This window comes from Citrobacter sp. Cpo045 (assembly GCF_030332875.1).
Lineage (GTDB): Bacteria > Pseudomonadota > Gammaproteobacteria > Enterobacterales > Enterobacteriaceae > Citrobacter > Citrobacter portucalensis.
Genome location: NZ_JAOWGZ010000091.1, coordinates 303,391 through 328,221 on the forward strand (window position 1 = coordinate 303,391; position 24,831 = coordinate 328,221).

Below are 24,831 nucleotides of genomic sequence, written 5' to 3' on the forward strand. Positions count from 1 at the left end.
TCATGGCCAAAGCACCAACGAAAAAAGCCAAAGCAAAGAAAGGCTTTGAAGACACATTATGGGATACCGCGAACCAGCTTCGCGGCAGCGTAGAATCCTCCGAGTACAAGCACGTGGTGCTGAGCCTCGTGTTCCTCAAATTTATCAGCGATAAGTTTGAAGCCCGTCGTAAACAGATGGAAGACGAAGGCCAGGGCGATTTCCTCGAAATGGAAGTCTTCTATCAGCAGGACAACATCTTCTATCTGCCGGAAGAGGCGCGCTGGTCGTTCATCAAACAGCACGCCAAGCAGGATGATATTGCTGTGCGCATTGATACCGCGCTCTCCACCATTGAGAAGCGCAACCCGACGCTGAAAGGCGCGCTGCCGGACAACTACTTCAGCCGTCAGAATCTGGAAACCAAGAAGCTGGCGTCGCTTATCGACACCATCGATAACATCGAAACGCTGGCCCACGAAACCGACGTGGAAGCGCTGTCGAAAGAAGACTTGGTCGGTCGCGTGTACGAATACTTCCTCGGCAAGTTTGCCGCCACCGAAGGCAAAGGCGGCGGCGAGTTCTATACGCCAAAATGCGTGGTGACGCTGCTGACCGAAATGCTCGAACCGTTCCAGGGCAAAATTTATGACCCGTGCTGCGGCTCGGCGGGGATGTTTGTCCAGTCGGTGAAGTTTGTTGAAAGCCATCAGGGGAAAAGCCGCGATATCGCCCTGTACGGCCAGGAGCTGACGGCCACCACCTACAAGCTGGCGAAGATGAACCTTGCCATTCGTGGCCTTTCCGCCAACCTTGGCGAACGCCCGGCGGACACCTTCTTCAGCGATCAGCACCCGGACCTGAAAGCCGACTATATTCTGGCCAACCCGCCGTTTAACCTGAAAGACTGGCGCAACGACGCCGAGCTGACCAAAGATCCGCGTTTTGCTGGCTACCGTACGCCGCCGACCGGTAACGCCAACTACGGCTGGATTCTGCATATGCTTTCCAAGCTGTCGGCCAACGGCACCGCCGGTTTTGTGCTGGCGAACGGCTCGATGAGTTCCAACACCAGCGGCGAAGGCGAGATCCGCGCGCAGATGATCGAAAACGATCTGATCGACTGCATGATTGCCCTGCCCGGCCAGCTGTTCTTCACCACCCAGATCCCGGTGTGCCTGTGGTTTATGACCAAGTCGAAAGCGGCCGATCCAGCCAAAGGCTATCGTAACCGTCAGGGCGAAACGCTGTTTATCGATGCGCGTAACCTTGGCACCATGATCAACCGCACCACCAAAGAGCTGACGGCGGAGGATATCGCCACCATCGCCGATACCTACCATGCCTGGCGCAGCACGCCGGAAGAGCTGGCCGAACGCGTTAAGCGCGGTGACAGCAAGCTGGCACAATACGAAGACCAAGCTGGGTTCTGCAAGGTCGCGACTATTGTAGAGATGAAGGCTAACGACTATGTGCTGACGCCGGGCCGCTACGTCGGTGCCGCCGAGCAGGAAGACGACGGCGTGGCGTTTGAAACCAAAATGCGCGAGTTGTCGCAGACGTTGTTTGCGCAGATGAAGCAGGCGGAAGAACTGGATAAAGCGATTCGCCAGAACCTGGGGGCGCTAGGGTATGGGGAGTAAGTGGAAACAAACAACCTTAGGTGATCTGGCACTGGGTTTTGATGGAGCAGTAGATGGACCTTTTGGCTCAAATTTACCAGCTGCGGCTTATACAGACAGTGGGTATCCAATTATTCGAGGGAGTAACTTATCCGTCGGATTAGATGATTTCAAAGATAGTGACTTTGTATTCGTACCGGAACACATATTCCAAAAACTTTCACGTAGTGAGTGTAGGGCTGGAGACATTATATTCACAAAAAAAGGAACGTTAGGGCAAACGGGGCTTATTAGTACTAAGCATCGTTTCAAAAAATATTTGCTATCATCAAATCAAATGCGTCTCCGTGTAGATCCTGACAAGGCATTGCCTGAATATGTTTATTATTTTGTATCTTCGCAAAAAGCAATTAATAAACTAATTCAAGATTCAGAGTGCACCGGCGTCCCTAAAATAAATCTTGCTTACTTAAAAAGCTTCCCTATTTCATTGCCTAGTTTAAGCGAACAGAAAGATATAATTGATATTTTAGGGAGCCTTAATACAAAAATAACACTCAATCGCCAAATCAACCAAACCCTGGAACAAATGTCCCAAACCCTGTTCAAATCCTGGTTTGTGGATTTCGACCCGGTGATTGATAACGCGCTAGATGCGGGAAACCCAATCCCGGAAGCACTGCAATCTCGCGCCGAGCTGCGTCAAAAAGTTCGCAATAGTGCAGATTTCAAACCACTTCCGGCGGATATTCGTGCTCTGTTCCCGGCTGAATTTGAAGAAAAAGACTTGGGTTGGGTGCCGAAAGGTTGGATACTTTCCGATCTAGGAAAAGAATTCAACATTACAATGGGACAATCTCCATCAGGTTCTACATACAACGAAGACGGAATCGGACTTCCCTTTTTCCAAGGGAAAACTGACTTTGGATTCAGATTCCCATCCAAACGTATTTACTGTACTGAACCTAAACGGCTGGCAAAAAGATTCGATACTCTGCTAAGTGTCAGAGCACCTGTTGGCGTTGTAAATCTGGCCTCAACAGAATGTATAATCGGCAGGGGCTTAGCTGCATTAAGACATAAATCAGGAAATATCGCTTTTACATATTATTCCGTAAGTAATTTGTCTGATTATTTTTCCATTTTTAATGGTGAAGGCACTGTTTTTGGCAGCATAAATCAAAAAGATTTAAAGCAGCTTCCCCAAATTTGCCCTCCAGAAAAACTGATTAAAAAATTTGAAGAATTTTCAGGGAAATGGGAAACAATGATTTCTGTTCATTGCAATGAAATTGAAAGTCTTTCTAACCTCCGCGACACCCTGCTCCCCAAACTCATCTCCGGCGAGCTCTCCCTGGAGGATCTACCAAATTTAGCCAACCAAACCGAACCCGCATAACGCATTTTGCCCCTGAAAAATCAGGGGCTTTCTGTTAAGGTTTTCTCTGTTACAGGAACCCTTACCAGAAAATCAGCCAGGGCCGGAGCGAGATATGCATCTCTCATTCAGTGAAGCGAAGTTAGAACAGGCGATAATTGAACTGTTACAGGATCAGGGCTATCAGCACCTGATCGGCGATAATGTGCCGCGTTCCAGCCTCGATCAGGTGATTATCGAAGACGATCTTCGTCACTACCTCGCCGCGCGCTATCAGGCCGACGGCATCACCGAAGAAGAGATCCAGCGGCTGATCAAACAGTTCACCACCCTGCCCGCCTCCGATCTCTATGAAAGCAATAAAACCTTCTGCGCCTGGCTGGCCAACGGTTTCCTGTTTAAACGCGACGATCGCCAGCAGAAAGATCTCTATATCGAACTGCTCGACACCCGGCACCTGCCCGCCGCGCTGCGTGAACTGTTCGATACCGAAGAGGTTCCGCTGCAACAGGCCGCAGAAACGCCGGCAAGTTATCATCTTACCCAGCCGCTGAACCGGGTGAAAATCGTCAATCAGCTGACCATCACCGGCAAAGAAAACCAGCCGCGTATTCCGGATGCCATTCTGTATATCAATGGCCTGCCGTTAGTGGTGTTTGAATTTAAAAGCGCGGTGCGCGAGCAGGAAGCCAGTATTGGCGATGCGTATAAACAGCTCTGCACCCGCTATCGCCGCGATATTCCGCAGCTGTTTGTCTATAACGCGCTGTGCATTATCAGCGACGGCGTCAATAACCGCATGGGCAACCTGTTTGCGCCGTACGAATATTTCTACTCGTGGCGCAAAGTTACCGGCAATGAAAACCGCGAGCAGGACGGCATCCCTTCCCTGCACTCGATGATTCAGGGGCTGTTTCATCCGGTCCGCCTGCTGGACGTGATCAAAAACTTTATCTGCTTCCCGGATAAAGCCAAACACGAAGTGAAAATCTGCTGCCGCTACCCGCAGTACTATGCGGCGCGCAAGCTGTACTACAGCATCGAACGGGCGCGTAAACCTTTCGGCGACGGCAAGGGCGGCACCTACTTTGGCGCAACCGGCTGCGGCAAGAGCTACACCATGCAGTTCTTAACCCGCCTGCTGATGAAAAGCGTCGAGTTCGCCAGCCCGACGATCGTGCTGATCACCGACCGCACCGATCTGGACGATCAGCTTTCGGCGCAGATGTGCAATGCCAAAAACTATATCGGCGACGACACCGTGGTGCCCGTCACCAGCCGCGAGGATCTGCGGGAGAAGCTGGCCGGTCGCAACAGCGGCGGCGTCTTCCTGACCACCATCCATAAATTTACCGAAGATACCGAACTGCTTTCCGGGCGCAGCAATATCATCTGTATTTCCGACGAAGCGCACCGCAGCCAGGTCAACCTCGATCAGAAAGTGATCGTCGATAAAGAGAGCGGCAGGGTGCGTAAAACCTACGGTTTTGCCAAATATCTGCACGACTCGCTGCCGCAGGCCACCTACGTCGGTTTTACCGGCACGCCTATCGACGCCACGATGGAAGTCTTTGGCAACATCATCGACAGCTACACCATGACCGAATCCGTGCAGGATGAGATCACCGTGCGCATCGTCTACGAAGGCCGCGCCGCGAAAGTGATCCTTGATGCCCGCAAGCTGGAAGAGGTGGAAAAGTACTACGCAGAGTGCGCCAATGCGGGCACCAACGAGTGGCAAATCGACGAGAGCAAAAAAGCCAGCGCCACCATGAACGCCATTCTTGGCGATGAAGATCGTCTGAAAGCGCTGGCGGAAGACTTTGCGCAGCACTATGAAAAACGTGTCGCCGAAGGCTCAACGGTGAAAGGCAAAGCGATGTTTGTCTGCGCCAGCCGTGAGATTGCCTGGGATTTCTATCGTCAGTTGAAAGACTATCGTCCGGCATGGTTTGAGGTTAAGCAGGCCCCGGAGGGGGTCGAACTGACCGAACAGGAGGAGAAAGAGCTGCCGCCGTCCGAAATGGTCAAGATGGTGATGACACGCGGTAAAGACGATGACGCGAAACTGTACGATTTGCTGGGCAGTAAAGAGTACCGCAAAGAGCTGGATAAACAGTTCAAAAACGCGAAGTCGAATTTCAAAATCGCCATCGTGGTGGACATGTGGCTGACCGGTTTTGACGTGCCGGAGCTGGACACCATTTATATCGATAAGCCGCTGCAAAAGCATAACCTGATCCAGACCATCTCCCGCGTTAACCGCAAGCTGGAAGGCAAAAGCAAAGGGCTGGTCGTCGACTATATCGGCATTAAGCGCCAGATGAACCAGGCGCTGGCGATGTATTCGCGCATTGACGCCACCAACTTTGAAGATATTCAGCAGTCAGTCATTGAGGTGAAAAATCATCTCGATCTGCTGGCGCAGGTGTTCCATGAATTCGACAGCCGCGCTTATTTCAGCGGCGAGCCGCAGGCGCAGCTTGCCTGCCTGAACTTCGCGGCAGAATTTGTCATGCGCACCCAGAAGCTGGAACGCCGCTTTATGGGGCTGGTGAAGCGGCTGAAAGCGGCCTATGACGTCTGCTGCGGCAGCGAGGCGCTGTCGCAGGCCGAGCGCGACCATCTCCATTTTTATATTGCCGTGCGCTCTATCGTCTTCAAGCTGACCAAAGGCGACGCGCCGGACGTCACGCAGATGAACGCCCGCGTGCGCGAGATGATCGCCGAAGCGCTGAAAGCCGACGGCGTGGAAGAGCTGTTTTTCCTGGGTGACAAGAAAGCGGAGTCGATCGATATTTTCGACGATGATTATCTGGCGCGCATTAATAAGATCAAACTGCCGGCCACCAAAATTCAGCTGCTGCAAAAGCTGCTGGAAAAAGCCATCAGCGACTTTAAACAGATCAACCAGCTTCAGGGGATCAATTTCACCCGTCGTTTCCAGTCCATTATGGATAAATATAACGAGCGCCGGGAAGATGACGTCCTCAACGGTGAAGAGTTTGATACCTTCAGCCAGGAGATGACCGATATTATCTACGATATTAAAACTGAGATGGGCACCTATGCCGAGATGGGGATTGATATCGAGGAGAAAGCCTTTTACGACATTCTGGCGCATATGCGCGATAAGTATCAGTTCACCTATGAGGAAGACAAGATGCTGGCGCTGGCAAAAGAGATGAAGGCGGTGGTCGATAACACCTCGAAGTATCCGGACTGGAGCAAGCGTGATGATATCAAGGCGAAGCTGAAGGTGGAGCTGATCCTGCTGCTGCACAAACACAAGTTCCCGCCGGTGGCGAATGATGATGTGTATATGGGCGTACTGTCGCAGGCGGAGAATTTTAAGCAGCACCATATGACTACCCTGCACTAATTTTTTGGCCGGATGACGCTTTGCTTATCCGGCCTGATTTATATTTCCCTTCGATTTAATTCCCACATTTATATTTCCAGTTACGTGTTTATTTTTGTCTATTTTTAGCTGGCTTTATTTTTATTTACTGGGTAAATTTACAGGTGTTATTTATCGCAAGACGCCCGTGCTGCAACACGAGCGCCTCGCTAATCACAATCCCTATTGAAAAGGAATAGAGACCATGACTACCCCGCATTCTATTGCAGAATTCACCGATCCAGAAGTCTCCCCAACAAATAATCGTCTGGGTACCGTCACTTATGCGAGTCGTTATCCGGATTACACGCATGTTCCGGCAATTATTATGAAAGGCCAGTGGCTGGAAGCCGCCGGTTTCGCCACCGGCTGCAAATTCGATGTCAGAGTGATGCCAGGCTGTATTGTGCTAACGACAAAACTGCCGGAGCCGGAAGAACCGGCGTTACTGCAGTCGCTGCGTCGGGTGTGCAAGCTGTCAGCGCGTAAGCAACAGCAGGTGCAGGAGTTTATCAACGTGATTTCGGCGAAGCCGCGCAAGCAGGGATAAATTCTCAGATGCCAGACGGCGCTCAGGAGTATAAGCGCCGTGTATTGATTGCATTACGGCTCAGGGTGACATCATTTTATCCAGAGCCATTTACTCAAGACCCTAAGCGATAATCCCAATCATCAGAGTGGACTATATTCCCATCATGATAGTGCCAGGTAATCTTCTTGTAGCGGAACTGAGCAAGTTCAAGATGGGTCTGTTTTTCGTAATAAGGATCTTTAACATCGTGCATCAGTGAAAAAATCGTAACGACTTTCACATCTTCCAGGGTTATCGTGAAATAGACCTCTTCCTGACCAGCATCATTTATTCGATAGAGATCAATAGCCGCTTTCCTTAATGTTTCTCCGGTACTTAATGCTTTATACAAAAGCACACTAGAAGCATCAATTTCCTTTTCAATTAAAAATGGACGATGTTGACGTTTACTCAATACCCTTCCATTATGCAAGTCAGAGTTGTAACTCACATTATGATACAAACCTAAAACCTCGATCTGATTTTCACGGTCTTTTACTATCACACTACCTTTGATAACATTACCAGCATCATCGATTATTGACATATATCCAGGGATAGCCATTTATAAATCCTTATTAAAGGGAACAGAATTTTCGACAGTATTTATCATGACCGCAATACACCGTTTCCCTTCTGCCGTTTTGATCTTATACATTTCCCTGATGGAGTTAACAAATAGCTTATTCATTTCGTCTTCTGACTCAGGGAAAGAGGAAAATGCACATATCTGCTCAATAGTCAGCAATGGTCTCTTATCGTTGAGAATAGCCAGAACACCGGCTGGATTATGTGGAATGGCTTCAGATACCGCCCCCTGCAAATCTTCCGCAGTACTGGCATCAACTCCGGGTTCCAAAGCACTTGCCACCGTTAACCAGTCATTATTACCTTTGCTAATTTCAGGAATAATATGGTTCCACCATTCTGATTCATTGTCATTATAAAGTGTGTGTACAACAGCATTTGCTCCTTTTTCATTTATCATCTGCAGAAGCTGAGGTGCAGTATGCTCTGCAGCGCAGGAGGCACCAGAAAGAATAAATAGAAAGGAGATAATAATAAATTTCATTATCTTACCACCAAAATTGTATCACCCGAATCGTAAATGGTTTGGCGCTTATCTTGTCCATTCATAATGATACACCCTGCAGATGCCGTTCCCGGTGGCTGCCCTTTTTTATCGCCATGAATTTCGAAATGATCTCTGCCAAAAGTATTGGTCCCTGCAATAGGTTCAAGGATGATAGCGGAGGGGCTTTTGTGATTATTCCATCCTGCAATAAAATAAATACCTCGAGGAATGGGGCCCTTGTTACGTATGTGTTCACAGTTCGGTTTATCCTTTGATTCACCGGCACCACTGTAGCAATAAGCAATTAACTCACCGTTATGGCTCAGTATACCTGTCGATACTTTATATTCCCATGTCATATGGATTTATACCCTTTAAAATATAATAATCACACCCATCATATTTAATCGTAAAAATAAATTTGTTTATAAGGTCACAATTATTAAAATTCAGAATATTTATAATTTATATATTTTTATTTCTCGAACAAATAAATCGTATTCTGAATAATTTGAGAACGGTGAAATAGCAGGCAATTTGAAAACGCCCGGTGGCGCTACGCTTACCGGGCCTACAAATAGCACTTTCCCGTAGGCTGGATAAGGCGCAGCCGCCATCCGGCACTTGCCCCCACTCACTCGGTAATCACAAACCGCGTCGCGGCAAAGCAGTTCAAAACCCGGTGCACCAGAAATACCATGGTGAGCGTTGCCACCAGCGCGACGGTGACGGAGGTGATGCGGTACAGATCGCTGAATACCAGGTCCTGATCCGGATGAAGGTTCTGGCCAAACATAATGCCGATAGTAGTGATACTGGCAAACCCCACGCCCGCGCCGACTTTTTCCATTACGTGCAGGCGGGCGCTGAACGCCAGCCCGAGGCCAATCAGCGGCATCATCAGCACCATATGGTTGCTGAAATCATAGATAAGCAGCTGCACCAGCAGAATATACAGACAGGCCAGCACCACGCCAACCACACGCCAGATCGAGCTAATCACCGCACCGCGATAGTGCATCGGAAACAGAATCAAAATGCCTGCCATCAGCGCCGACAGCGAATCACTCAAATCGCAGATCTGGAAGACCACAAAAATCATCGTCGCCACCGTGCCGGAAAGCAGCGATTCATGGCGCACCCGGGCGGCATCTTTCTCAATGCGCGGCGGTGGCTGGCGGGGTTCCACGTCCGGGATCAGATAATGCAGCAGCGCGCTCAGCGCCACCGCCATGACGCAGGCTTCCATATTGGAGAACATCAGCGTATGCCAGTTGGTGGTGGGATAGCTCATAAAGTTGAGCATCGTACTCTGGCACACCACGCCCATCGAACCGAGCAGAAACAGCGGTCCTTTGCTCATAAAACGAAAACGCATCACATACAGGCCGAACACCACCAGTGTCATAACCAGCGGCCACTGCGACAGATAGCCGACGATCAGCACCATTTCGACACAGTTCACCCCCGCGCTGAACACAAACTGTGTTGCCACATGGCGGTTGAATACCGGTACCAGCGACAGCAGCATCAGCGGATAAACCACAAAGAACACGCCGTACTGCACGTTGTAGAAGGTCGAGATACTCAGCGCGATTGTCCCGGCAACGGAGATACGCAGGGTCTGGCGAAAATCATTGGCGGTGTAGACAATATTCCCGTGCGGCGTAAAGACGTGGGCCAGTGTGTTAATAGACATAATGCAGCCAGCTAACGAGGTGGATCTGCGCCCCGGCAAAGGTGCGGGCGAACACGCCCTCGCTGTTATACAGCTGTACCGTGGCGCGCGCCCCGGTCGGTAACGGCGTGTCAAGCGGTTCGTTCAGCGCGACGTGAATGCGCATACGCTGGGCATCGCGCACCCAGCGGGTGGACTGTTCCGGTTGCGACAACTGGCCATTAACCTGTTCCTGGCCCGCCAGAATACCGGCATCGCTGCTGGTGACGTGGGCAGAGAAAACCTTGCCCGGCATGGCGTCGAACACCACGGCGGCATCGGTATCCACTTTAGTGTGGCGCAGACTTTTCTCGCGAAAGTCGGCCACGATATCGGTCTGATGGCTGACCAGCGCCAGTAGCGGCGTGGCGGCAGTGGCGTAAAGTCCGGGGCTAAGCTGGAGGTTACTCACCGTGCCGTCGGTCTGGGCATATACTTTGCTCCAGCCGAGGTTCAGCTGCGCCTCTTCCAGCGTGTTACGGTATTTTTGCAGCGTTACGTTACGTTTGTCATCGCGCTCTCCGCGCTGGATCAGCAGGTTCTGAATACTGGCATTCAGCGCCGCCACCGACTGCTCGCTGGTTTGCCAGGCGGTACGCACCTTGTCGAGATCGGATTGCGACACGTTCTGCATGGCGCTCAGGCGCTGATAGCGGTCTAAGGTGGTCTTATCGTTGCGGGCGTTGAATTGCGCGGTGCGCAGGTTGGCACGGGCAGAGGCGATCTGCGCATCCAGCTGTTGGTTACTCAGCTTCGCCTGCTCAAGGGCAATTTGCGCAGCCTCGACCTTATTGATAAATGGCGTCGGATCCAGTTCGTACAGCAAATCGCCCTTCTTCACCTGGCTATTGTTATGCACATGCACCTGCGAGACGTAGCCGGAAACGCGTGAGGAAACAGGCGTTACCACGCGCATCACCGTGGAGTCCGGCGTCAGCGGGATCCAGATATCGGCAACGATAAACCAGGCGAATATTACCAGGAAAGCGGCAATACTCACCCTTACCCAACGGGCAAATTTTTGTTCTGGGGTCATCATAGTTTTTTAGTGTTGATTGTCTTCTTCGCGGATTGTCCGCAGATTGCAGGCGATTTGATTGAGCGTGGCGCTGAAGGAAGCGAGTTCCGCCTCAGGGATGGTGCAGGTGACGCGATGTTGGTATGTCTCTATCACCCGGTTGAGTTCGTCCAGCCTTGCGCGGCCTTGCGCGGTCAGCGCCAGCAGGCGGATGCGTTTGTCATAGGGCGATGTGGAACGCAGCAGATAGCCCTGCTTTTCCAGCTGCGAGAGGGTGCGCATCAGCGGCGGCAGTTCGATGCCCTGCATTTGTGCCAGTTCACTGACTGAGACGTTGTCTCCCAGTTGATACAGTTGCATCAGTACCGTCCAGCTGGACTGCGTCAGGCCAGTATCGGTGATGGCAGCATCAATAATGGCCCGCCACTGGCGCACCACCATTGCCATGCGCATCCCCATCGGGCGGCGGGCAAACAGTTCATCTTCAGTCATCTTACTTTCCTCTCATCGCTGAAGAGAAAATAATACTTATCAGGATAAGTATCAAGAAACGGACTGACCAGAAGCATGAATTGATAAATATCGTGAATGTAAAAGAGGCTGGGGCGATAACCCCCAGCCTCTGTCGATGAAAGAAAATCACTCCACCTGATCGCGTCGCAGCCCGACGTCCCGCAACCGCTCATCGCTCATCTGTTGCAATAGGCGCCGCGTTTGCGCTCGCAGCCGCCACGCCTTGTATGCCCGCCAGATCAGTACAAACCCAATAAACGACTGTTTTGCTTTATTCTCGTGAAATTCCATACCTTGCCTCCCCGCCTTGCCAGAGGCTTTATCTTCACGGATCTGGCCTAAAACAATACAGACTCACAAAGTACTTTTATTTAACATACAGATTGGTTAAAAAGAGTTCTGCATCGCTTTTTTCACACCAATCTGTACTGATTTTTTAATCTGTATGGTACCCATGAGGGATACAGCATGACGCGTTACCAACATCTGGCCAATCTGCTGGCCGAACGCATTGAGCAAGGGCTGTATCGCCATGGCGAAAAACTGCCCTCGGTGCGTAGCCTGAGCCAGGAGCATGGGGTCAGCATCAGCACCGTCCAGCAGGCATATCAGACGCTGGAACAGCGCCAGCTGATCACGCCCCAGCCACGTTCCGGTTATTTTGTCGCGCCACAAAAAGCGCAGCCACCCGTGCCACCGATGTCGCGTCCGGTACAGCGTCCGGTCGAAATAACCCAGTGGGATCAGGTGCTGGATATGCTGGCAGGTCATGCGGACAAATCGATAATCCCGTTTAGCAGCGGCGTGCCCGATATTAATCAACCCAGCCTGAAGCCGCTGTGGCGCGAACTCAGCCGCGTGGCACAACATAATCTGCGCGCAATACTGGGCTACGATGAATTACCTGGCTGCCGGGAATTGCGTCAACAGATTGCACGGCTGATGCTGGACGGCGGTTCGGTGGTCAATGCAGACGATATTGTGATCACCAGCGGCAGTCAGAGCGGAATGTCGCTGGCGCTGCTAACGGTTTGCCAGCCTGGCGATATTGTCGCCGTTGAATCACCAGCCTACTACGGCACGATGCAGCTACTGCGCGGCTTAGGGATCAAAGTTATTGAGATCCCAACCGATCCGGATACCGGGATCAGTGTTGAAGCGCTGGAGCTGGCGCTGGATCAGTGGCCGATCAAAGGTGTGCTGCTGGTTCCCAACTGCAACAACCCTCTCGGATTCATTATGCCGGATGCGCGTAAGCGGGCAGTGCTCGCCCTCGCCCAGCGCCACGACATCGTTATTTTTGAAGACGATGTGTATGGCGAGCTGGCCACAGAGTACCCGCGCCCGCGCACGATCCACTCCTGGGACAGCGACGGCCGCGTAATACTCTGCAGTTCGTTTACCAAATCCGTCGCCCCCGGTCTGCGCGTGGGTTGGGTGGTGCCCGGTCGTTATTACAACAAACTGCTGCACATGAAGTACACCGTCATAGGAACTAACGTTCCCGCTACGCAACTGGCAGCGGCTTCCTTTGTGCGCGAAGGTCATTATCATCGACATATTCGTCGTATGCGCCAGATTTATCAGCGCAATATGGAGATCTACACCTGCTGGGTACGGGAATACTTCCCCTGCGGGATCTGCGTCACCCGACCAAAAGGTGGCTTTATGCTGTGGGTCGAGCTGCAGCTCCAGGTCGATATGGTCTGTGTCGCTAAGCAGCTCTGTCGCCTCAAAATCCAGGTTGCACCGGGTTCTCTGTTCTCCGCATCGGGGAAGTATCGCAACTGTGTGCGCATCAACTGCGCATTGCCGCCAAACGACAAGCATCGGGAAGTAATGCAGAAGCTCGGAGAGGCGGTAAAAACGGCAATAGAGTAGATCGAGCTGCCCGGCGCTTCCGGGCAGGCAATTAGGCAGTTTAAGCTATATCTAATGGCTTAAACCCTGAATATCTTCAGCGGAAAGTCGGGTGATTTTTTGTACCGTGCTGATATCGATGCCATCTGCCAGCATGGTGCGGGCAATACGCAGTGCCTCATCACGTCGCCCCTCTCGAAGCCCTTCCAGCCTGCCTTTTTGTAGTCCTGCCTCATGTAATCTGTCCGCGATCGTCATCAATTGCTCCTTGTGCTGCGGTGAACGTTCGGCAACCCCGCGAATAAACTCACTGAATCGAGGTGCATCGCCAGTTCGTAAAATATAATTAAACAGCGTCTTTATCTGAGTGTCATTAGTCAGTCCGGTAAGTAGCAGGGAAACAATTTGCTCGACCAATCCCATAAGATCGCGTTGACGGATATGTTTTTGGATTAACTCCAGCAGCGCCATACGTCGATGCTGCACAATTTCGTCATCCGGAATAACCGTAATATCCACCAGCGGAAACGCCGCAGCATACAGCTGACGAGCCAGCTTCGGGTTGGCAAACTCATCCAGCCAGCACAGCGAATAAGGGTACGGGCTTTTAGCGCCGTGATAAAACAGCATCGGCACCACCAGCGGCAACTGCTGATGCCCGGCATCTAAATGTTTCTGCATGGCCGCTACCGCATAGCGCATCAGTCTGAATGCCATATGCGCATCCGGTGTGCTTTGGTGTTCAATCACCACATAAATATATCCATCCCCATCCGTCGTTTTCACCGACCACAGCACATCGGAATAGTACGCACGTAAATTCTCTTCGATAAAACTGTCTGACTCGAGTTTAAGCGTCTGAAGATCGCAAAGCTCGCGCAGCGAAGCGGGAAGATGTATTTGCAGAAAATCCCGTGCAGTCTCAGGGTGACGTAAAAATGTTTTAAAAACCGCGTCATGCGGTGTTGAAGCGGAAGCTTTGTTCATGGCGATCCTTCACCTGAAAATAAGATGCCATGACTGTAGCGCCGGAAAACCACATCCTCACCTGCAACTTTCTCTCTTTGCGAGACGATTTCCGGGATAACAACGCCCTTATGTAACGTCTGCATTTGTCTGGAACACGTCACGCAGAATCGCCATCTCAATGCGCATTCCCACTTTTTCACCACTCGGCCTGTGCTATAACAAATCATCACTTTCAGGGAGGACACGATGTGACGCATACCCGGGATATTCCACAATCGTTCTGGCGTGATGAGCAGTTGCCGTGGCTGGAACTGCGCAGCACCTGGCAAAGCCAGCAGGCCTACAAGCGGCATCACCACTCTCAGCTCTCGATTGGGGCAATTCTCGAGGGGGAAACGTGCTGCCTGTGCGATGGCGAGGAATACCATCTGCAGGTGGGCGATCTGATTGTGATACCGCCGCTGGCACCTCACAGCTGTAATCCTGTTAACGGACAGTTTCGCAGCTATCATATGCTTTATCTTGATACCCAGTGGTGTCTTGCTAATCTGCCTGCACAGAACACCAATCAGCGGCTTTGCACGCCTGCTCCCGTTATCCGCGATGCGCAATTATTCCAGCGTTATATGCACCTTGTGGCGCTCATGCCGCAACGCCAAACCGCGCAAATAACGGATGCCGCGCAAACATTGCTTCACTCGCTGCCGTTGCAGTCGGTCACACCAGAAAACCTAAGCGCCACCAGCCAGTATCTGCGCGAACGGTTGCAGTCCAGCCTGCTCACGCCGCCCTCACTCGATGAGCTGGCACATGAGTGTCATATGCGTAAAGAGACGCTGATCCGTACCTTTAAGCAGGACACCGGGCTGACGCCAGGAAGTTATCTGAACATCATACGGATTGACTATGCTCGCCAGCGGCTGCGGGCCGGAGACGAAATTGCCGATGTCGGCTACCAGAGCGGGTTTGCCGACCAGAGCCATTTCCATCGCACCTTTGTTCGCTACACCGCCGCCACACCGCGCCAGTACGCGTTGGGACGATCAATATCAGACAATAATTAGCGCTGCGTCAGGCGTACGGTGATCTCAGATTCATTCTCTGAGGTCGCTATGTCGCTGCTTTCTGTACTTTTTCCTTCTGCTTTTCCCGCGCTGGCGCTGGCGCATTTCGTCGCATTGCTTAGCCCCGGGCCGGACTTCTTTTTACTGGTCGGTTACGCCGCACGATACCGGATGCGCGGCGGCGCCGGGTTGTGCGTGGGGATCGCTTTCGGCAACGGGCTGTATGTTCTGCTGGCAATTATCGGTTGGGGGATCCTGCGCCAGCTTCCCCTGTTGTTTACGGTTATTGAGCTGCTGGGCGCGCTTTATTTATTGTGGATTGGCAGCCTGCTGGTACGCAGCCGCCCGCAAACGCTGACCGGAACAGACGCCCAGTCTACCTGTCCAGGATTTGGCAAACAGCTACTGCTGGGATTGGGTTCGTCACTGCTCAACCCAAAAAATGCTCTGTTCTATCTGGCGCTAATGACCGCCCTGCTCGGCCCGTCGGTGACGCTGCTGCAACAAACCATGAGCGGGATCTGGATGACCAGCGTAGTGCTGTGCTGGGATCTGCTGATCGTGATGTTCATCGGTTTACCGCAGATCCAGAGACGGTTATCCAGAGGGATATTATGGGTAGAACGTATCGCTGGCGGTGTATTGATTATCTTCGGTTGTGCCATCGCTCTGCGGTTTTTGCAGAGCATCGTAGTCTGATTTCCAGGGCGATTTTCTGCACATAAACCGGATAAACTCGTTTAATTAATATCCAATCCGCATTAAACTGCGGATGGTTAATACCCGTTCAACTTACTCTTCCTGAGGTGCGATGTGCTGATTGTTACCTGTAATCGTTACGTTTTCTGACCCCGCGTCAGTGAGCGTATCTTCTGTTTGCGCTTCGAGCAGACAACGTTTTTGATTACATGAAATTCAGTACATTTGCAGTCTGCTTTTTTCTGTCATCGGTCTGACGTCTCAAAGACGGTATTGAATTTCGCTATTCCCGTTGAGGGTTTTCTCCCGACAAGGAGCGGTTTTATGCAACGGATTCTCGCGTTTTTCTCCCAACGCGCCACAACGCTATTTTTTCCTGTCGCGTTGATTTTATATGACTTCGCCGCCTATCTGTCGACGGACCTGATCCAGCCTGGCATCATCAATGTGGTACGTGATTTCAACGCCGATGTTAGCCTGGCACCCGCTGCGGTGAGCCTCTATCTGGCGGGCGGCATGGCGCTGCAATGGCTGCTGGGGCCGCTTTCCGATCGGATTGGCCGCCGTCCGGTACTGATTGCGGGGGCGTTAATCTTTACCCTCGCCTGTGCTGCCACGCTGTTCACTACCTCAATGACGCAGTTTCTGGTAGCCCGATTTGTGCAGGGTACCAGCATCTGCTTTATCGCGACCGTTGGCTATGTCACGGTGCAGGAGGCGTTTGGGCAAACGAAGGCCATTAAGTTAATGGCGGTAATCACTTCCATTGTGTTGGTTGCACCGGTTATCGGCCCACTCTCCGGGGCCGCGCTGATGCACTTTGTACACTGGAAGATCCTGTTTGCCATCATTGCCGTCATGGGGCTTATCGCCCTGATTGGGTTAATGTTAGCCATGCCGGAAACCGTCCAGCGCGGCGCGGTGCCGTTCAGTGCCCGCGGCGTAGTGCGTGATTTCCGCGACGTTTTCCGCAACCGGGTGTTCCTGTTTGGCGCAGCCACGCTGTCGTTAAGCTATATTCCGATGATGAGCTGGGTAGCGGTCTCACCGGTTATTCTGATCGATGCTGGCGGCATGACCACATCGGAGTTTGCCTGGGCACAGGCCCCGGTGTTCGGCGCAGTGATCGTCGCCAATATGGTGGTGGTTCGTTTCGTGAAAGATCCGACCCGACCGCGCTTCATCTGGCGGGCCGCACCTATACAGCTGAGCGGGCTGGCAGTGCTGATTGTCGGCAATTTACTGTGGCCGCACGTCTGGCTGTGGTCGGTGCTGGGGACCAGCCTGTATGCGTTTGGTATTGGGATGATCTTCCCGACGCTGTTCCGCTTTACGCTGTTTTCCAACAACTTACCTAAAGGAACGGTCTCGGCATCGTTGAATATGGTGATCCTGACGGTGATGGCGGTTTCTGTCGAAATTGGGCGTTGGTTATGGTTTAACGGCGGCAGGATTTCGTTTCATCTGCTGGCGGTTGCGGCAGGGATAGCTGTCGTGTTCACGCTGGCAGGTTTACTCAAACGGGTACGCCAGCATGAGGCAACGACGTTAGCCACTGAAAACTAACCTGCCCGCTTATCCGGCCTACGACAACTATGTAGGCCGGATAAGGCGCTAGTGCCGCTTCCGGCTACGGTCACCTCACCTTACGCAATGCGTGCAAATCCCGCGTCCAGATCGGCAATCAGGTCGTCGATATCCTCAAGGCCAATATGCACCCTGACCAGCGTGCCGCTGAAATCTACCTCTCCAGCCGGGCGAATGCTGTTCAGCTCTTCCGGCTGGTTCGCCAGAATGAGCGACTCAAATCCGCCCCACGAATAGGCCATATGGAACAGCGAGAAGTTATCGAGGAAATTCGCCATCTGTTCGTCGGTCAGTCTCTTTTTCAGCACAAACGAGAACAGGCCTGAGCTTCCGATAAAATCACGCTGAAAATACTCATGGCCCGGACATTCCGGTAATGCCGGATGATTCACCCGCGCCACTTCCGGCCTTGCCGACAGCCAGCGGGCAATATGGATACTGCTCTCCTGATGCTGCTTAAGGCGTACCGCCAGGGTGCGCAATCCGCGGCTGCCGTTGTAGGCCGTATCGGCGTCCAGCGTTTGCCCCATCAGATAGGAGTTCTCGCGCAGGCGATCCCAACAACGGGCGTTCGACACCGCCGTGCCCAGCATGGCGTCCGAATGGCCGATGGTGTACTTCGTTCCCGCCTGAATGGAAATATCCACGCCATAATCCAGCGCTTTGAACAGCACGCCCGCCGCCCAGGTGTTGTCGATCATAATGACAATCTCCGGATTCACCGCGCGGATAGCCTTCACCATCCCCGGCACGTCCTGGACTTCCATGGTGATAGAACTTGGTGACTCAAGGAATACTACCTTTGTTTCCGGACGCAGAAGATCGACGATACCTGCACCAATCAGCGGATCGTAATACGTTGTTTCCACGTTGAATTTACTCAGGATCTTATTGCAAAAATCCTGGGTTGGTTCATAGGCCGCACCCGTCATCAGAATATGATCGCCACCCTGAACAAACGCCAGAATCGCATTGGTCACCGCCGCAGCACCACATGGGTACAGCGCGCAGCCAACGCCGCCTTCCAGTTCGCTCATTGCCTTCTGGAAGGCAAAGTGGGTATAGGTTCCGCGACGACCATAAAACAGCTCGCCGTTCGCGCGATTGGCGGTGGCAAATTTCTTATCCTTCACGGTATCAAATACCAGTGAAGAGGCGCGTTGGATAACCGGATTCACCGCTCCCTGGGTATAGCGTTTGTCGCGACCAGCAACAACCAGGTGCGTTTCAAGCTTCATTGCGTCTTTCATAACATCTCCTGTTCTTAATCCGTGTGAAACCTATACCACCGCAGCAGTAGAGTTTATTTCAGCGTTGGTCTGCTTTTTTCCAGCGAACCGTTCAACAATCTGCGCCGCATTCAAATCATGGATAACGTTAATCAGTGTGGCCGGCGCATCGGTAATGGTGCCCAGCACCACCAGCATCGGGATTGCTTCCATCGGCAGGCCCAGCGTGGTGACGATAAAGATTTCACCGAGGAACGCCCCGCCCGGCACGCCACCAACGATAATGGCGGAGAGCACCGCAATCAGCATCGTCAGGAAGAAGGTTTCGGTGGTGAATTCCATGCCCAGCACGGAATAGATAAAGACAATTTTTAGCGCGGCAATCATCGCCACGCCGCCCTTGTTGAGGTTAACCAGCAGCGGAATGGAGACATCAACGATTTCCGGGTTAATCCCCATAGCCTTACCGGCACGCAGCGTCACCGGGAGCGTCCCCAGTGAAGAGCAGGTACCCAGCGCGGTCGCAGACGGTTCAATCGCGTTACGCCAGAAGGCTTTGACCGCCGGAATACCGCCGCCAATATACGAATAGAGAATCGAGCCAAAGACAAAGTAGACCAGCGTGGCAACCATAAACAGGCCGATGGCGCGGGCAAAGGTTAACAGTAGTGCAGAGTCCTGACTGGCCATGGTGGCGGCGAAGTAGCAGCCCAGACCAATCGGCGCGACCTTCATAATGATCGAGACGATCTTCATGATCACGGTATTGGCGTCTTCCAGCAGCGACGCAATACGTTTACCGGCCTGATCCGACTGGCCAATTGCGACACCGGCGATGATCGCCATTACGATCAGCGCCAGAATATTGGACTTAGAAAACAGTCCGATAAAGTCGCTGGTGGTGATCATACTGACAAAATCCATCTTACCGCTGCCCGCCTGCACCGACTGCGAGAGATCGATAGTGACGCCCTGCGCCGGGTTATACCAGAGCGCCAGCGCGACGATCCCGGCGGCTGGAATAAAGGCCATGGCGATCGAAACAATAAAGATAATCGCCATAATGCGCCCCAGCCTTTTCAGGTCGGTCATACTGGCGATCGAAGACATAACGCTGATCCCCACCAGCGGCACAATAATCATAAATAGCAGGTTTAAGAATATCTGACCTATTGGCTGGAGTTTACTTGCAAACGATGGGGCATAAATACCTAATAAGCCGCCAATCACCAGAGCAACTAATAAAATAATCGACGATCTGTAGGGTTCGAGTCGTGACCACATAATCGGTACCTTTAGAATAATAATTAATGAGATTAAATTCACAATGTGATGAGTTTCCGTTTCGCCTCCTTTTATTTTGTGACGTAACTCACCTAAGTTGTTATTTTTTCATTTTGCCAGCAAGTTGTTTCCTGTGATTCAATAGTTGCATGTTTAAAACGCGAATGTAACGGCCTATTCGTACCGTTTTTGCAAATCACTTGTGAATTAAAGGAAACTATGAGTACGCCGATTTCACTCAAGCATCTGGAGTTTTTTACTAAAATCGTCGACTGCGGAGGATTGTCAGAAGCCGCGGCGCAGCTCAACGTATCGCCGTCTGCGGTCAGCAAAAGTCTGGCTGCGATGGAAGACACGCTGGGCACGACATTAATTAAACGCACCACACGCAGTATTACCCTGACCGACGCCGGGCAATATCTCTTCAACCGCGCTAATAAGCTTTTGAAAGAATTCGATGAAACGCTGAATACCACTTCCGGTTATTACCACAGCCCGCAGGGTGAATTACGCATAACCTGCTCAATTGCGTTTGGTTATTCCCGGCTGGTGAACCTGGTGGATAAATATCGCTCCCAGTTCCCGGATGTGAATCTGTATATCGATCTCAACGATAACTTTGTGAATCTGAACGAAACAGATTTCGACATCGCCCTGCGCATCTCCACCGCACCGCCGCAAAACTATGCGATGCGCAAGCTGGTGCCTGTTCGCTGGGCGTACTGTGCCTCACCCGGCTACCTCGCCAAAAAAGGCATGCCCCAGCGTCGAAGCGATCTGGTGGATCATGATTGTCTGGTTTATCCCGGCCTCACACCGGTGCTCAAGGTGGCGGATGAACAGGATCGTCTGCATCAGTTGAAACTGCATATGCCGATCCAGGCCAACAGCAGTCTGGTATTGCTGAAGTCAGTGTTAGAAGATCAGGGAGTGGCGTATTTGCCCACCTATCTGATTGGCGATCATATTCAAAAAGAAGAGATAACGCCGCTGATGCTCGACGGCACTATCACCTGTGAAACTCACGCCCTGTATGCGCTGTACTTTCCCAGCAAGTACAGCAATCCGAAGGTGCGATCGTTTATCGATTTTCTGGTGGCGGAACTCGGCCCCTTGCCCGCCTGGGACAACTGGATCCCTGAGTAAGCCCAGCCCACCTGAAAATGGGAGGCGCTCCACATTTTTTGCGCGATCCCCCCGTCTGGCTCTATCCTTAAGCCTATGAATAAAATTGCTGAACTCAAACGCGCCAAGCGACTGGCGCTCTCATTGCTGCTGATTGCCGCTGCCACCTTCGTCATCACGCTGTTTCTGCCGCCTAACTTTTGGGTACTGGGGATCAAAGCGATCGCCGAAGCGGCGATGGTGGGCGCGCTGGCGGACTGGTTTGCCGTGGTGGCGCTTTTTCGCCGGGTGCCGATCCCGTTTATCTCGCAGCACACGGCGATCATCCCGCGCAATAAGGATCGGATCGGCGAAAACCTCGGTCAGTTTGTGCAGGAAAAATTTCTCGATACCCAGTCGCTGGTCGCGCTGATCCGCCGCCATGAACCGGCGCTGTTGATCGGCAACTGGTTTAGCCAGCCGGAAAACGCCCAGCGTATTGGCCAGCATCTGCTGCAGATCATGAGTGGTTTTCTCGAACTGACCGACGACTCGCGCATTCAACGGCTGATCAAGCGGGCGGTGCACAAGGCCATCGACAAGGTCGATCTCTCCGGTACCAGCGCGCTAATGCTGGAAAGCATGACCAAAAACAATCGCCATCAGGTGCTGCTCGACACGCTGATCGCCCAACTGATCGCCCTGCTCCAGCGCGACAGCTCGCGAGTGTTTATCGCCAGACAGGTCGTGCACTGGCTGGAAACCGAACATCCGCTGAAAGCGAAGATCCTGCCAACCGAATGGCTGGGCGAGCACAGCGCCGAGCTGGTGTCTGATGCCGTTAACTCCTTGCTGGATGACATCAGCCACGATCGCGCACATCAGATCCGCCATGCCTTCGATCGCGCCACGTTTAAGCTCATCGATAAGCTCAAACACGATCCGGAGATGGCCGTGCGGGCCGAAAGCCTGAAAAGCTATCTGAAGGAAGATGAAGCCTTCAACCGTTATCTTGGCGAGCTGTGGGCAGACCTGCGTCAGTGGGTGAAAACCGACATTAACGCCGATGATTCCCGCGTGAAGCAGCGCATCGCCAGCGCCGGGCAGTGGTTCGGCGAAACGCTGGTAGCCGACAGCGCCCTGCGCGCCTCACTGAATGGGCATCTGGAGCAGGCCGCACATAAAGTAGCGCCAGAGTTCGCCACCTTCCTGACGCGCCACATTAGCGACACGGTGAAAAGCTGGGATGCACGCGATATGTCGCAGCAAATCGAGCTGAACATCGGTAAAGATTTGCAGTTTATCCGCGTCAACGGCACGCTGGTTGGCGGTTCTATTGGGCTGGTGTTATATCTGTTGTCGCAAATTCCTTCCCTGCTGACGCTGGCGAATTTTTAAGGAGAAAAATTCAATGACGATGAACATCCGCATTTTTTCCCTGCGCGAAACACCGGAAAAACTGCACGAGGTCACCGCTTACTTTCAGCAACAATGGGCCTCAGAAGACTCCATGAGAGTTTACGAGGATGCACTGCATCGTTGTATTGGCGCAAAGAACCCGCTACCGCAGTGGTACTGGCTGCAGGACGGCGACAGCATTGTTGGCTGCGCCGGATTGATCACCAATGATTTTATCAGTCGCGGCGAACTGTGGCCGTGGCTATGCGCACTCTATATCGATCCTCGCTATCGTGGTCACGGTCTGGCGTTTCGCCTGATTGAACATATTGCGCAGCAGGCCAGACAGTTAGGCTTTATGCGGCTTCATTTGTGTACTGACCTGGAAGGCTTATACGAGAAAGCGGGATTTTACTTTGACGGGGCGGGCTATCATCCGTGGGGGGAAGTCTCACGGGTCTACAGTCGTAATCTTTGACAGCATTAGGCCTTGCGTTATTTTACTTTTCATTATCATTTACGCATGTAATATAACAATTATCAGCTAACTGCGCGAAATGAGAGTCCGTATGTCCCAGGGAAGCCCAGATTCAAATCGTCATGCCATCAGCGTCGCGCTTTTTGGCATGCTGGTCTTAACACTGGGTATGGGAATTGGGCGCTTTCTGTATACACCAATGCTGCCGGTACTGCTGTCGGAAGGTCAATTTACATTTGACCAACTCTCCTGGATTGCCAGCGCCAACTACGCCGGGTATCTGGCGGGAAGCCTGCTCTTCTCCTTCGGGCTCTTCCATCTTCCCTCACGCTTACGCCCGATGCTGCTAACGTCCGCGCTCGCTACCGCAGGGCTGATTCTGGCGATGGCAAGCTTAACGCAGCCCGCGCTGGTGATGCTGATCCGCTTTCTGGCGGGCGTCGCCAGTGCAGGTATGATGATCTTTGGCTCAATGATCGTTCTGCATCATACCCGGCATCCCTTCGTGATCGCGGCGTTGTTCTCCGGCGTTGGTGCAGGTATTTTGCTGGGCAATGAATATGTCATTAGCGGTCTGCATTTTGCGCTTTCATCGCACACGCTCTGGCTGGGCGCAGCGGCAGCCTCGGCTCTGTTCTTTGTGCTACTGGTTATACTCCTGCCATCTCGCGATCACGTGCTCCCCGCTGCGGCCCCGGTAAAAACAGAGCATCAGCCTATGTCCTGGTGGCTGCTGGCTCTACTGTACGGGCTGGCCGGATTTGGCTACATCATTGTCGCCACCTACCTGCCGCTAATGGCGAAAAGTGCCGGTTCGCCGCTGTTGACTGCCCATCTCTGGTCGCTGGTCGGCATATCGATAATTCCGGGGTGTTTCGCCTGGCTGTGGGCCGCCCGACGCTGGGGAGTATTGCAATGCCTGACGGCGAATTTGCTGATTCAAAGCGCCTGCGTGGTCATGACGCTCGCCAGCGGCTCCTTGCCGCTGCTGGTGATAAGCAGCATGGGGTTTGGCGCAACGTTTATGGGAACTACTTCACTGGTGATGCCGCTTGCCCGTCAACTAAGCGTACCGCGCAATATTAATCTGCTGGGCCTGGTCACTCTGACTTACGGCATTGGGCAAATACTTGGTCCGCTATTAACCAGCCTGCTGGGAAGCGGCGCACAGGCGATCGTTAACGCCACGGTGTGCGGCGCGGTCGCGTTGTTTATTGCGGCACTTATCAGCCTCACGCAATTATACAAACAGCGTTTCGCCTCGCCCAAAAGGGTATAACCGGCTAACGTCTAAAGAAGATATATTCGGATTAGTCCGCAATTAAATGTCAGCATTTAATAAACCGCAAATAATCGGCAATTACCCGCCAGACAATTTATAATTCCCAGCTGTTCATTTATAAACTCAATTTAAAATGCGTAAAAATGGACATATTAATTCAACATCAACACCATCTTCGGGAAAGGCACATGTCGTGGTTTAAAAAAATACTACTGGGGTTAATTATTTTGGCGGGTTTAATTGGCACGCTAAAGGATTATAAAGACTTTGGCCTGTTTGGCGCACTGGGATTGTTTATTATCTTCCTGTTATCAACAACATTCTTATGGCAATGGGCCTCTGGCAAGTTACCAGAGATAACAAAGTTACATGCCATACTTATTTTACTGGCCAGCGCGGTAGCCTCTATTTTTGTTATCAATATGGCAATTGCCGGAAATTTGCATGTGGATTTAATGGAAGTCATGCGCATTACCATTACCCATAATCCGCTTTTTTATCTGATCCTCTGCGTGGTCGCATGGGTAAAAGTGGGCATCTGGCAATGGCTGTTTAGCGGTGTACAGATGAAAGAAAGTCAGCCGGTTTAAACTCCAACAGATGT

At 52.1% G+C, this 24,831-nt stretch carries 23 protein-coding genes; 13 read left to right on the plus strand and 10 right to left on the minus strand.

Translation table 11 applies throughout. From position 1 onward, the window contains the following. Window positions 1-2 precede the first annotated feature (2 nt). The 4 genes from OGY13_RS10160 (at window position 3) to symE (ending at window position 6,929) form a co-directional block, all read left to right on the plus strand. Window positions 3-1,622 carry a type I restriction-modification system subunit M gene (locus tag OGY13_RS10160; RefSeq protein ID WP_213753116.1) on the plus strand — a complete coding sequence of 540 codons (1,620 nt, stop codon included), beginning with the start codon at window positions 3-5 and terminating at the stop codon, window positions 1,620-1,622. Then, a complete protein-coding gene (locus tag OGY13_RS10165) occupies window positions 1,612-3,000 on the plus strand; it encodes a restriction endonuclease subunit S (protein ID WP_213753117.1) in 1,389 nt (462 codons plus the stop codon). The genes OGY13_RS10160 and OGY13_RS10165 overlap by 11 nt, the downstream gene beginning before the upstream one ends. Before the next feature lie 94 nt (window positions 3,001-3,094). Then, window positions 3,095-6,361 (plus strand): type I restriction endonuclease subunit R, encoded by a 3,267-nt coding sequence (locus tag OGY13_RS10170; protein ID WP_213753118.1) that lies wholly within the window; start codon window positions 3,095-3,097, stop codon window positions 6,359-6,361. 223 nt (window positions 6,362-6,584) lie between these two features. Continuing rightward, on the plus strand, window positions 6,585-6,929 hold the full coding sequence (gene symE, locus OGY13_RS10175) for an endoribonuclease SymE (RefSeq protein WP_137377279.1): 345 nt from the start codon (window positions 6,585-6,587) through the stop codon (window positions 6,927-6,929). A 94-nt stretch (window positions 6,930-7,023) separates the two neighbouring features. Here symE and tssD read toward each other — a convergent pair whose 3' ends face one another. From tssD to OGY13_RS10210, 7 genes are all read right to left on the minus strand, one after another. Next, on the minus strand, window positions 7,024-7,515 hold the full coding sequence (tssD, locus tag OGY13_RS10180; protein ID WP_125363505.1) for a type VI secretion system tube protein TssD: 492 nt from the start codon (window positions 7,513-7,515) through the stop codon (window positions 7,024-7,026). After that, window positions 7,516-8,022, minus strand: a complete 507-nt coding sequence (locus OGY13_RS10185; RefSeq protein ID WP_213753119.1) for a hypothetical protein — start codon at window positions 8,020-8,022, stop codon at window positions 7,516-7,518. Then, complete coding sequence (locus tag OGY13_RS10190; protein WP_087857426.1) at window positions 8,022-8,384, minus strand: tlde1 domain-containing protein; 363 nt, start codon at window positions 8,382-8,384, stop codon at window positions 8,022-8,024. Before OGY13_RS10190 ends, OGY13_RS10185 begins: the two co-directional genes overlap by 1 nt. 275 nt (window positions 8,385-8,659) lie before the next feature. Continuing rightward, a complete protein-coding gene (locus OGY13_RS10195; protein WP_137377276.1) occupies window positions 8,660-9,724 on the minus strand; it encodes a DUF2955 domain-containing protein in 1,065 nt (354 codons plus the stop codon). Then, complete coding sequence (locus OGY13_RS10200; RefSeq protein ID WP_137377275.1) at window positions 9,714-10,781, minus strand: HlyD family secretion protein; 1,068 nt, start codon at window positions 10,779-10,781, stop codon at window positions 9,714-9,716. Before OGY13_RS10200 ends, OGY13_RS10195 begins: the two co-directional genes overlap by 11 nt. Window positions 10,782-10,787: 6 nt before the next feature. Continuing rightward, a complete protein-coding gene (locus tag OGY13_RS10205; RefSeq protein WP_111466167.1) occupies window positions 10,788-11,252 on the minus strand; it encodes a MarR family winged helix-turn-helix transcriptional regulator in 465 nt (154 codons plus the stop codon). A 147-nt stretch (window positions 11,253-11,399) separates the two neighbouring features. After that, complete coding sequence (locus OGY13_RS10210) at window positions 11,400-11,564, minus strand: DUF1127 domain-containing protein (RefSeq protein WP_137377274.1); 165 nt, start codon at window positions 11,562-11,564, stop codon at window positions 11,400-11,402. Between the two features lie 177 nt (window positions 11,565-11,741). Here OGY13_RS10210 and OGY13_RS10215 point away from each other — a divergent pair, with 177 nt between their 5' ends. Continuing rightward, window positions 11,742-13,154 (plus strand): aminotransferase-like domain-containing protein, encoded by a 1,413-nt coding sequence (locus OGY13_RS10215; RefSeq protein WP_213753089.1) that lies wholly within the window; start codon window positions 11,742-11,744, stop codon window positions 13,152-13,154. Window positions 13,155-13,205: 51 nt separating this feature from the next. Here OGY13_RS10215 and OGY13_RS10220 read toward each other — a convergent pair whose 3' ends face one another. Next, the gene (locus OGY13_RS10220; RefSeq protein ID WP_136391471.1) at window positions 13,206-14,120 is read right to left on the minus strand and encodes an Rpn family recombination-promoting nuclease/putative transposase; all 915 of its coding nucleotides are present in this window, start codon (window positions 14,118-14,120) and stop codon (window positions 13,206-13,208) included. 230 nt (window positions 14,121-14,350) lie between these two features. On the opposite strand from OGY13_RS10220, the gene OGY13_RS10225 reads away from it, so the two are divergent. The 3 genes from OGY13_RS10225 (at window position 14,351) to mdtM (ending at window position 17,431) form a co-directional block, all read left to right on the plus strand. Continuing rightward, window positions 14,351-15,166 carry a helix-turn-helix transcriptional regulator gene (locus OGY13_RS10225; RefSeq protein ID WP_213753088.1) on the plus strand — a complete coding sequence of 272 codons (816 nt, stop codon included), beginning with the start codon at window positions 14,351-14,353 and terminating at the stop codon, window positions 15,164-15,166. A 48-nt stretch (window positions 15,167-15,214) separates the two neighbouring features. Next, window positions 15,215-15,865 (plus strand): LysE family translocator, encoded by a 651-nt coding sequence (locus OGY13_RS10230; RefSeq protein WP_191215199.1) that lies wholly within the window; start codon window positions 15,215-15,217, stop codon window positions 15,863-15,865. A gap of 324 nt (window positions 15,866-16,189) precedes the next feature. Then, window positions 16,190-17,431, plus strand: a complete 1,242-nt coding sequence (gene mdtM, locus OGY13_RS10235; RefSeq protein ID WP_213753087.1) for a multidrug efflux MFS transporter MdtM — start codon at window positions 16,190-16,192, stop codon at window positions 17,429-17,431. A gap of 80 nt (window positions 17,432-17,511) precedes the next feature. Here mdtM and metC read toward each other — a convergent pair whose 3' ends face one another. Then, window positions 17,512-18,702, minus strand: coding sequence for a cystathionine beta-lyase (gene metC / locus OGY13_RS10240; RefSeq protein WP_032942294.1), 1,191 nt, complete (start codon window positions 18,700-18,702; stop codon window positions 17,512-17,514). 30 nt (window positions 18,703-18,732) lie between these two features. Beyond that, entirely contained in the window at window positions 18,733-19,965 is a 1,233-nt protein-coding gene (locus OGY13_RS10245) for a dicarboxylate/amino acid:cation symporter (RefSeq protein ID WP_048227154.1), read from the minus strand. Window positions 19,966-20,184: 219 nt separating this feature from the next. Between OGY13_RS10245 and OGY13_RS10250 the strand changes: the two genes are divergently transcribed. From OGY13_RS10250 to OGY13_RS10270, 5 genes are all read left to right on the plus strand, one after another. Beyond that, window positions 20,185-21,111 (plus strand): LysR family transcriptional regulator, encoded by a 927-nt coding sequence (locus OGY13_RS10250; protein WP_003845596.1) that lies wholly within the window; start codon window positions 20,185-20,187, stop codon window positions 21,109-21,111. 75 nt (window positions 21,112-21,186) lie between these two features. Further along, window positions 21,187-22,467, plus strand: coding sequence for a DUF445 domain-containing protein (locus OGY13_RS10255; RefSeq protein WP_048215021.1), 1,281 nt, complete (start codon window positions 21,187-21,189; stop codon window positions 22,465-22,467). 13 nt (window positions 22,468-22,480) lie between these two features. Further along, entirely contained in the window at window positions 22,481-22,945 is a 465-nt protein-coding gene (locus OGY13_RS10260; RefSeq protein WP_032942291.1) for a GNAT family N-acetyltransferase, read from the plus strand. A gap of 91 nt (window positions 22,946-23,036) precedes the next feature. Next, on the plus strand, window positions 23,037-24,224 hold the full coding sequence (locus OGY13_RS10265) for an MFS transporter (RefSeq protein ID WP_137377270.1): 1,188 nt from the start codon (window positions 23,037-23,039) through the stop codon (window positions 24,222-24,224). A 191-nt stretch (window positions 24,225-24,415) separates the two neighbouring features. Beyond that, on the plus strand, window positions 24,416-24,817 hold the full coding sequence (locus tag OGY13_RS10270) for a hypothetical protein (RefSeq protein ID WP_103285815.1): 402 nt from the start codon (window positions 24,416-24,418) through the stop codon (window positions 24,815-24,817). The last annotated feature ends 14 nt before the right edge of the window (window positions 24,818-24,831 follow it).

Coding starts and splice junctions, on each gene's coding strand:
- OGY13_RS10160 (WP_213753116.1), top strand. CDS start 3: ATGGCCAAAGCACCAACGAAAAAAGCCAAAGCAAAGAAAGGCTTTGAA.
- OGY13_RS10165 (WP_213753117.1), top strand. CDS start 1,612: ATGGGGAGTAAGTGGAAACAAACAACCTTAGGTGATCTGGCACTGGGT.
- OGY13_RS10170 (WP_213753118.1), top strand. CDS start 3,095: ATGCATCTCTCATTCAGTGAAGCGAAGTTAGAACAGGCGATAATTGAA.
- symE (WP_137377279.1), top strand. CDS start 6,585: ATGACTACCCCGCATTCTATTGCAGAATTCACCGATCCAGAAGTCTCC.
- tssD (WP_125363505.1), bottom strand. CDS start 7,515: ATGGCTATCCCTGGATATATGTCAATAATCGATGATGCTGGTAATGTT.
- OGY13_RS10185 (WP_213753119.1), bottom strand. CDS start 8,022: ATGAAATTTATTATTATCTCCTTTCTATTTATTCTTTCTGGTGCCTCC.
- OGY13_RS10190 (WP_087857426.1), bottom strand. CDS start 8,384: ATGACATGGGAATATAAAGTATCGACAGGTATACTGAGCCATAACGGT.
- OGY13_RS10195 (WP_137377276.1), bottom strand. CDS start 9,724: ATGTCTATTAACACACTGGCCCACGTCTTTACGCCGCACGGGAATATT.
- OGY13_RS10200 (WP_137377275.1), bottom strand. CDS start 10,781: ATGATGACCCCAGAACAAAAATTTGCCCGTTGGGTAAGGGTGAGTATT.
- OGY13_RS10205 (WP_111466167.1), bottom strand. CDS start 11,252: ATGACTGAAGATGAACTGTTTGCCCGCCGCCCGATGGGGATGCGCATG.
- OGY13_RS10210 (WP_137377274.1), bottom strand. CDS start 11,564: ATGGAATTTCACGAGAATAAAGCAAAACAGTCGTTTATTGGGTTTGTA.
- OGY13_RS10215 (WP_213753089.1), top strand. CDS start 11,742: ATGACGCGTTACCAACATCTGGCCAATCTGCTGGCCGAACGCATTGAG.
- OGY13_RS10220 (WP_136391471.1), bottom strand. CDS start 14,120: ATGAACAAAGCTTCCGCTTCAACACCGCATGACGCGGTTTTTAAAACA.
- OGY13_RS10230 (WP_191215199.1), top strand. CDS start 15,215: ATGTCGCTGCTTTCTGTACTTTTTCCTTCTGCTTTTCCCGCGCTGGCG.
- mdtM (WP_213753087.1), top strand. CDS start 16,190: ATGCAACGGATTCTCGCGTTTTTCTCCCAACGCGCCACAACGCTATTT.
- metC (WP_032942294.1), bottom strand. CDS start 18,702: ATGAAAGACGCAATGAAGCTTGAAACGCACCTGGTTGTTGCTGGTCGC.
- OGY13_RS10245 (WP_048227154.1), bottom strand. CDS start 19,965: ATGTGGTCACGACTCGAACCCTACAGATCGTCGATTATTTTATTAGTT.
- OGY13_RS10250 (WP_003845596.1), top strand. CDS start 20,185: ATGAGTACGCCGATTTCACTCAAGCATCTGGAGTTTTTTACTAAAATC.
- OGY13_RS10255 (WP_048215021.1), top strand. CDS start 21,187: ATGAATAAAATTGCTGAACTCAAACGCGCCAAGCGACTGGCGCTCTCA.
- OGY13_RS10260 (WP_032942291.1), top strand. CDS start 22,481: ATGACGATGAACATCCGCATTTTTTCCCTGCGCGAAACACCGGAAAAA.
- OGY13_RS10265 (WP_137377270.1), top strand. CDS start 23,037: ATGTCCCAGGGAAGCCCAGATTCAAATCGTCATGCCATCAGCGTCGCG.
- OGY13_RS10270 (WP_103285815.1), top strand. CDS start 24,416: ATGTCGTGGTTTAAAAAAATACTACTGGGGTTAATTATTTTGGCGGGT.